The following is a 6,000-nucleotide window of genomic DNA, read 5'->3' as shown; positions in this document are numbered from 1 at the left end:
CACCCCCTCCTACTCGATTAAAAGTATTTCTGGTAAAACTCCTGTCTGAGCCTTCCGCTTAGTTGAGCATAAATCCTAGTGGTTTCGCTTTTCTCGTGACCCAAAAGGCTTTGAATGACTTCTACTGGTGCTCCATTGTTTAATAAATGAGTGGCGTAGCTGTGTCTGAGTTGGTGAGGATGAATCTCCTTATTTATTCCGGCACGCGCTGAGATTTTCTTAATGTAATACCTTATCTGTGCGATACTCATCCTGTGTGGCTGTCTCTCTGTTACAAAAATGGCCGGATCTTTATCCTGGCGGCTATCAATGTATCGCTTAAGCCATAATTCTGCGCGAATATTAAAATACACTTCACGTTCCTTATCACCTTTTCCCCTGACGATTGCAGAACGGTTAGACCAATTAATGCAATTGCGATCAAGTGCAGCGATTTCACCGATTCTGCAGCCAGTTGAAAACATAAATTCAAAAAGTGCCTTTTCCATAGGACTTAGACAGGCTTCACGTAAAAGTTCAATCTCCCTTTCCGATAGGAATTTTGGAATTCTCTTACCCGCTTTAGGTTCCTTGATCTTTGCTGCTGGATTAATGTTTAAATGGCCCTCCTCATGACACCATCGAAACAATGACTTCATAAACCGAATTCTGTGGGCCAAACTTGAGGGTTTTAAATCCTTGCCTTGAGTAACAAGATATTCCTTTAATCCTTCTGTATTGAAGGTATCAATAATTGGGTCCTTAAAATAGCTTATGAGCAGCTTTGCCTGAATACTATATGCTTTTAAGGTATATGGTGAGAATCCTTCAATACGTTTATCTGCTTCATAGGACTTCCAAGCAGTTGATAGCAACAAACCAATCCCTCCTATTTAATTAGTATATTAGAAGGTATTCTTGCCAGTTTTATAGAAATTTAGACTTGGTGAATAGATTTTGTAAAATATCTAACAAACTTGGTTAATTTAACTAAGTCTTCTAATGTACTAATTTATTCGAAGTGTTGAAATGGAGATGGATAAGTATAAATACAAGCTGCCTGGGGTTCATATAAACATTTAATAATGATACTAACAATTCTTATGATAAATCTAGTCCCCAGATTTATCAGATATATGAAAGGGTAAATATTTTATGAACAATCCAATTTAAAAATTCCCCTATTTAAGAAAACATTCATTTCAGTAATTGGGGGACATAAAATGAACTTGAATAAAAACTTTTCTTTATTACTGTTGGGTCAATCGCTCGCTAATATTGGCGATGTATTGTATATGGTCAGTATCATCAGTACGATTTTTGTATTAACAGGCTCGGCAACAGCTTCCTCATTTGTACCATTTACAATTACTTCTTCCATGTTTATATCTAGTCTGTTAACACCACTTTTGGTGGGAAAAGTAAATCTTAAATGGTTAATGGCTGGATCGCAAATCGGAAAGACTATTCTGCTTTTTATTCTGGGATTTATGTTAGTTGGAGTTACAGCATCAAATTATTATTTGATTTTCTTAATCATAGGTTTGATTGCTTTACTAGATGGATGTGCAAATCCAATAAGACAGACATTAATTCCATACTATGTTAATCCAAGTCAATTAATTAAAGCCAATGGAATTGCAGAAACTGTTACACAGATCATACAAGCAGTAATGTGGTTCATAGGGAGTTTATTCTTAATTATTGTGAACTCACATCAACTGGTCTGGTTAGCAGGAGGTTTGTTTATAGTAGCAAGCATCTTGCTCAGTCTTTTAGAAAATGTAGCTGATAATAGAACTGAGGCAAAAGGGAAATTTGAACAGATTACAGAGGGATGGGTAACTTTATCTAACACTCCAGTATTAAGAAAGATTGCTTGGCTAGACTTCTTTGAGACAATCGCAGGAACGGTTTGGATAGCAGCCATACTCCTTGTGTTCGTTAACGATGCTTTAGACGTTGGTGGACAGTGGTGGGGATTTATCAATGGTGCCTTCTTTTTGGGATTGATCTTAGGAAGTGTTTATTGTATTAACTACTCTTCAATCATTGAAAAGAAATTAGGGACCTTTATATTTATAGGTTCAATCCTAAGCTCCTTAGTTACATTACTATTTAGCCTAAACAGCATACCAATAGCTGCACTCCTATTGTCGCTCTGTGCAGGGATTTTTGGGCAAATTAAAGGCATACCTCAACAAACAGTGATACAAACCAGCGTTGCAAAAGAACAGTTATCAACAGTTTATACTTCGTTAGGAGCTATCGGTACTGGAATCTTTGGCGTTGGCTCTCTTATTATGGGACTGTTAGCAGATTTACTGGGAATAAGAATCGTGTTTATGATCTCAGGAATACTGCTTGCAGTGGTCAGTTTAATTGTTTATAAAAGTAAGCACTTGTTTGTTAGGAATATAATCGAATTGAATAATTAATGTAGAGTGGGACTGCGGATCATCTGTGGTCCCATGCTTTTATAATTTGTGCTTTAAGGGGGTTGAAATTATGGAGATAAAGAAATCACAAGGCAATTCTAATTTATTGGCAAGAATAAAAATTGTAAAAGGAGAAAACTTTGTAACTATTGAAGATACAAAAAGTCTGGCGAATCAAGAGCTAATTGAACTTATAACATATCTGATGGGACAGTCATTTATAAAGAACTTTAAAAATGTAAATATACTGGTTAATAGTAAATTTAACAAAGAAGTAGACTTTCTTTTAATAGAAAATGGGTTTAAGTTACATGATGAAAATGTTACTGTTCACAAGGTGTTAGATGATTCATCTAAGGTTGAAAACGAGTTCTTACTAAAGGATTTACACGAACTTTCGTTAGCAGAGTTTAAAAGGGTTTGGGAGGAATCTATGAAAGAATCATTAAATGCACCTTCTTCGCTAAATGTTGACGAACAAATGCGAAGTGTAGAGTTGGAATTAGGCCCCAACTATAAGAAATCTTGTATTACTGCTTACGATAATGGAAACCCAATCGGAGTAATTATGCCCCATATAGAACCTGGGACTTCAGAAGAAGGAAGGTTATTTTATTTTGGCATCATTCCAAGCGAAAGAGGGAAGGGAAAAAGCAAACTTCTTCATCAACAAGCATTAGAAATATTAAAAAATGACTTTAAGGCCACCCATTATATTGGCTGCACTGGTCACAACAACCTTCCAATGCTTACAACATTCCGAAATAACGGATGTACAGTTATAGAACGAAATAAGGTTTTCAAAAGGGAAAACTAAAACTAAGTGAAGAGTAAAGGGAGAGTTGATCAGGAAGGATTATTGTACTTTATGAATTCCTTATTAAGCTAAAGGAGCAGGATAGTTAAAGAAGGAATAACGTTTAAATTATAGAATTTATAAAAAAAGAGAAAAGAAAAGGAGTAAGTTATGAGAGATTTATTAGGATATTTTCTTATTGCACAAGCGATTATTACAGGTGTTATTGTTTATTCCATTCAACAATTATCAGATTCAATTAAAGAATCAGCTGCTTGGATTGCGAATCCAAATGGATCCTTAGGATGGGGTTCGGATTTGCCTACATTTGTTTTATGGTCACTAATAGTTGTTGCTGGATTAGGGATATTCTTAGTAGTAAAGAAGAAAAGTGATTAATAAGCCCTTAGAAGTAAGTGCATTGATCTAGTAAGGATTAATGCTTTTTTTGTAGAATGCTTGTTAAACAAACGATGCAGTTTAGTTGAACAAAAGACAGACAAAAAACCGCAAAAAAATTTGCGGCTTACAACTGGCAATTTGTTTTTGATTTATACCCATATAAATCAAAAACAAATTACATTGTTGCGTTAATCTTATATAACACCAGAATTGAGCAGAGTGAAAGTAAGACCCACAAATTAGAATACTCTGAAGCAATTAAGGTAGCTCCCTTCCTAAAGGCGAACGGTTCCCTTTTCTGAATAAGTCCTTTATGTCTACCAAGTGGTGGTGAATGAAGATTTGAAATATTCCCACCACTAAGAAGATAAACGCCGTTCATACAATCTCCCTCAGTAGATGCCCCGTCCCAATATCAAAAACTACTAAATTGTAGGAATTAGATAATATGTTATATTATCAATTAATTTATTCTTTCCCCACATTTTGAATATCACAAGCCTAAACAATAAACCATTGGTTTTCCAGCAAGTCACATTAAATTTGACGAATGAAAATACGCCTGATAAAAAATAAAAACTTTTTTGAGAATGAACTCTTGGACAGCCCGTTGTACTTAATGAAAAAGCTTTTTCCCAATCAACTAAGGAGCAAAATAAATGAAAAGTTCATCAACAAACTTTATCAGTAGATTAAAAAAACAAAAAGAAGATGCACTCGAATATATCATTGATGCATATATGCCGCTTGTGAAAACAATTGCCACAAAAATTTTACATAATATAAAGAAATCAGAAATTGATGAATGTATCAATGATGTTTTTCTGGCTGTTTGGCAAAATGGTCATCAGTTTGAAGGGAATCCACAAGATTTTAAAAAATGGATCGGCATAATTACGAAGTACCGGGCAATTGATCGATACCGTAAAGCTAAAAGACAAAGCCAATTTGAACAGCCAGACGCACCACTAGAACAGAAACCAAGCGTTTTAGAAACAGATGTATCTGTCTTCAAACGACAAGAAAAAAACGCATTGTTACTTGCGATTAGTCAATTGAAGGAAATCGACCGCGATATTTTCATAATGAAATATTATTTGGAACTTACAAATATTGAAATTGCTGACAATCTGGGACTATCGAAAGCTGCAATCGACAATCGGCTGTATCGAGGCAAGAAAGTATTAGCCCAAAATGCCAAGTTAAAGGAGTTCTTTATATGAGTATGAAGGAATGGATGGAAATGGATATCGATCAACTTGAGTTATTAGAAGTAACAGATATCGAAAAGGCACGTGTAAAACACAATGTTCTCAAAAAGCGAAGAAAAGCACCAATTTGGCGAAATATTGCGGTCGCTGCTGTTATCATTGTTGGAGCAAGTACGGCAACGAGTTTTGCATTCCCTTCTTTTGCATCACAAATTCCATTTATGGATAATGTCATTAGTTTCTTAAATGGTGCTGAGAGAGATTACAAGGATTTTGAAACCTTCTCGAGTGATATTGGTCTTGCACAGACGAGCAATGGTATTACGGTTATGATCGATAATGCGGTATATGACGGAACAAACGTTACTGTGTCATTTGCAATCGAAAGTGATTATAATTTTGATGGACACTTGGATGTACGTGCACCGAATTGGTTTTATGTTCGTGAAGCAACAGGTGGTAGTGGTGGTGGATTTAAGTTTACGAAAATTAGTGATAACCGCTATGTGGGAATAACAACTTTCACTCCAGCTTTCAAAGATGATCAACCCCCAGAAAGAATCGAAGTCACTTGGGAACCAGGCTCCTTTTACAGTCAATCAAATGATTTAGAAGTAAAAGGGGATTGGTCATTTGCCTTTTCACTGAATCGTGTAAAAGGTGATATCCAAATTGTAAATCAAACCGTACAGAAAGAAGATGTGAGTTTTACACTTCACTCTGTGGAGTTCACTGATATATCAACTGTGATTAGATATGAACAAGAGGTACCAGATGTACTGCTTGAAGAATGGGTAAGTGTGACACCTGTTTTCCAGGTAACAGATAATCTTGGTAATGTGTATATGGATGGAACTAGTGGACCTGGGGAAACAACTGATGACTACAAAACATTTAAAGGGACAAGTAACTTTGGTACGATTAAAGAAGGAGCTAGCAAGCTCTTCATTCAGCCTATTCAAATTGCAAGTCTTACTTCTGGAAAAGGTCATAAAAAAATTGAGCTTCAGCCTATTGTCATTGACTTAAAAAAATATGAATGAGTTAGTTGAAAATTTGTGCGTTAGCTGAGAACTACGGAGACTTTTTATCAGGGTTAATAACTAATGCTATAAAGGTTCAACGGCCTTTTTGTTGAATTCCTTATTAAGCTAAAGCAGCAGTTTACTTACAG

6 protein-coding genes are annotated in these 6,000 nt (G+C 35.5%); 5 read left to right on the top strand and 1 reads right to left on the bottom strand.

The features are described 5' to 3' along the window. Positions 1 to 17: 17 nt before the first annotated feature. Entirely contained in the window at positions 18 to 857 is an 840-nt protein-coding gene (locus tag J7E32_RS08355; protein ID WP_214906300.1) for a tyrosine-type recombinase/integrase, read from the bottom strand. A 345-nt stretch (positions 858 to 1,202) separates the two neighbouring features. Between J7E32_RS08355 and J7E32_RS08350 the strand changes: the two genes are divergently transcribed. The 5 genes from J7E32_RS08350 (at position 1,203) to J7E32_RS08330 (ending at position 5,869) form a co-directional block, all read left to right on the top strand. Then, entirely contained in the window at positions 1,203 to 2,417 is a 1,215-nt protein-coding gene (locus J7E32_RS08350; protein WP_214906296.1) for an MFS transporter, read from the top strand. Between the two features lie 70 nt (positions 2,418 to 2,487). Further along, the gene (locus tag J7E32_RS08345) at positions 2,488 to 3,234 is read left to right on the top strand and encodes a GNAT family N-acetyltransferase (protein WP_214906293.1); all 747 of its coding nucleotides are present in this window, start codon (positions 2,488 to 2,490) and stop codon (positions 3,232 to 3,234) included. Between the two features lie 150 nt (positions 3,235 to 3,384). Beyond that, a complete protein-coding gene (locus tag J7E32_RS08340; RefSeq protein WP_213367467.1) occupies positions 3,385 to 3,612 on the top strand; it encodes a hypothetical protein in 228 nt (75 codons plus the stop codon). 662 nt (positions 3,613 to 4,274) lie between these two features. Further along, the gene (locus tag J7E32_RS08335; protein WP_214906290.1) at positions 4,275 to 4,838 is read left to right on the top strand and encodes a sigma-70 family RNA polymerase sigma factor; all 564 of its coding nucleotides are present in this window, start codon (positions 4,275 to 4,277) and stop codon (positions 4,836 to 4,838) included. Continuing rightward, on the top strand, positions 4,835 to 5,869 hold the full coding sequence (locus J7E32_RS08330; protein ID WP_214906287.1) for a DUF4179 domain-containing protein: 1,035 nt from the start codon (positions 4,835 to 4,837) through the stop codon (positions 5,867 to 5,869). The genes J7E32_RS08335 and J7E32_RS08330 overlap by 4 nt, the downstream gene beginning before the upstream one ends. Positions 5,870 to 6,000: the final 131 nt, after the last annotated feature.

This window comes from Bacillus sp. ISL-55 (genome assembly GCF_018613155.1).
GTDB lineage: Bacteria > Bacillota > Bacilli > Bacillales > Cytobacillaceae > Mesobacillus.
Note: the sequence above shows the minus strand (reverse complement) of the source record. Positions and strands in the feature narration are given on the sequence as shown.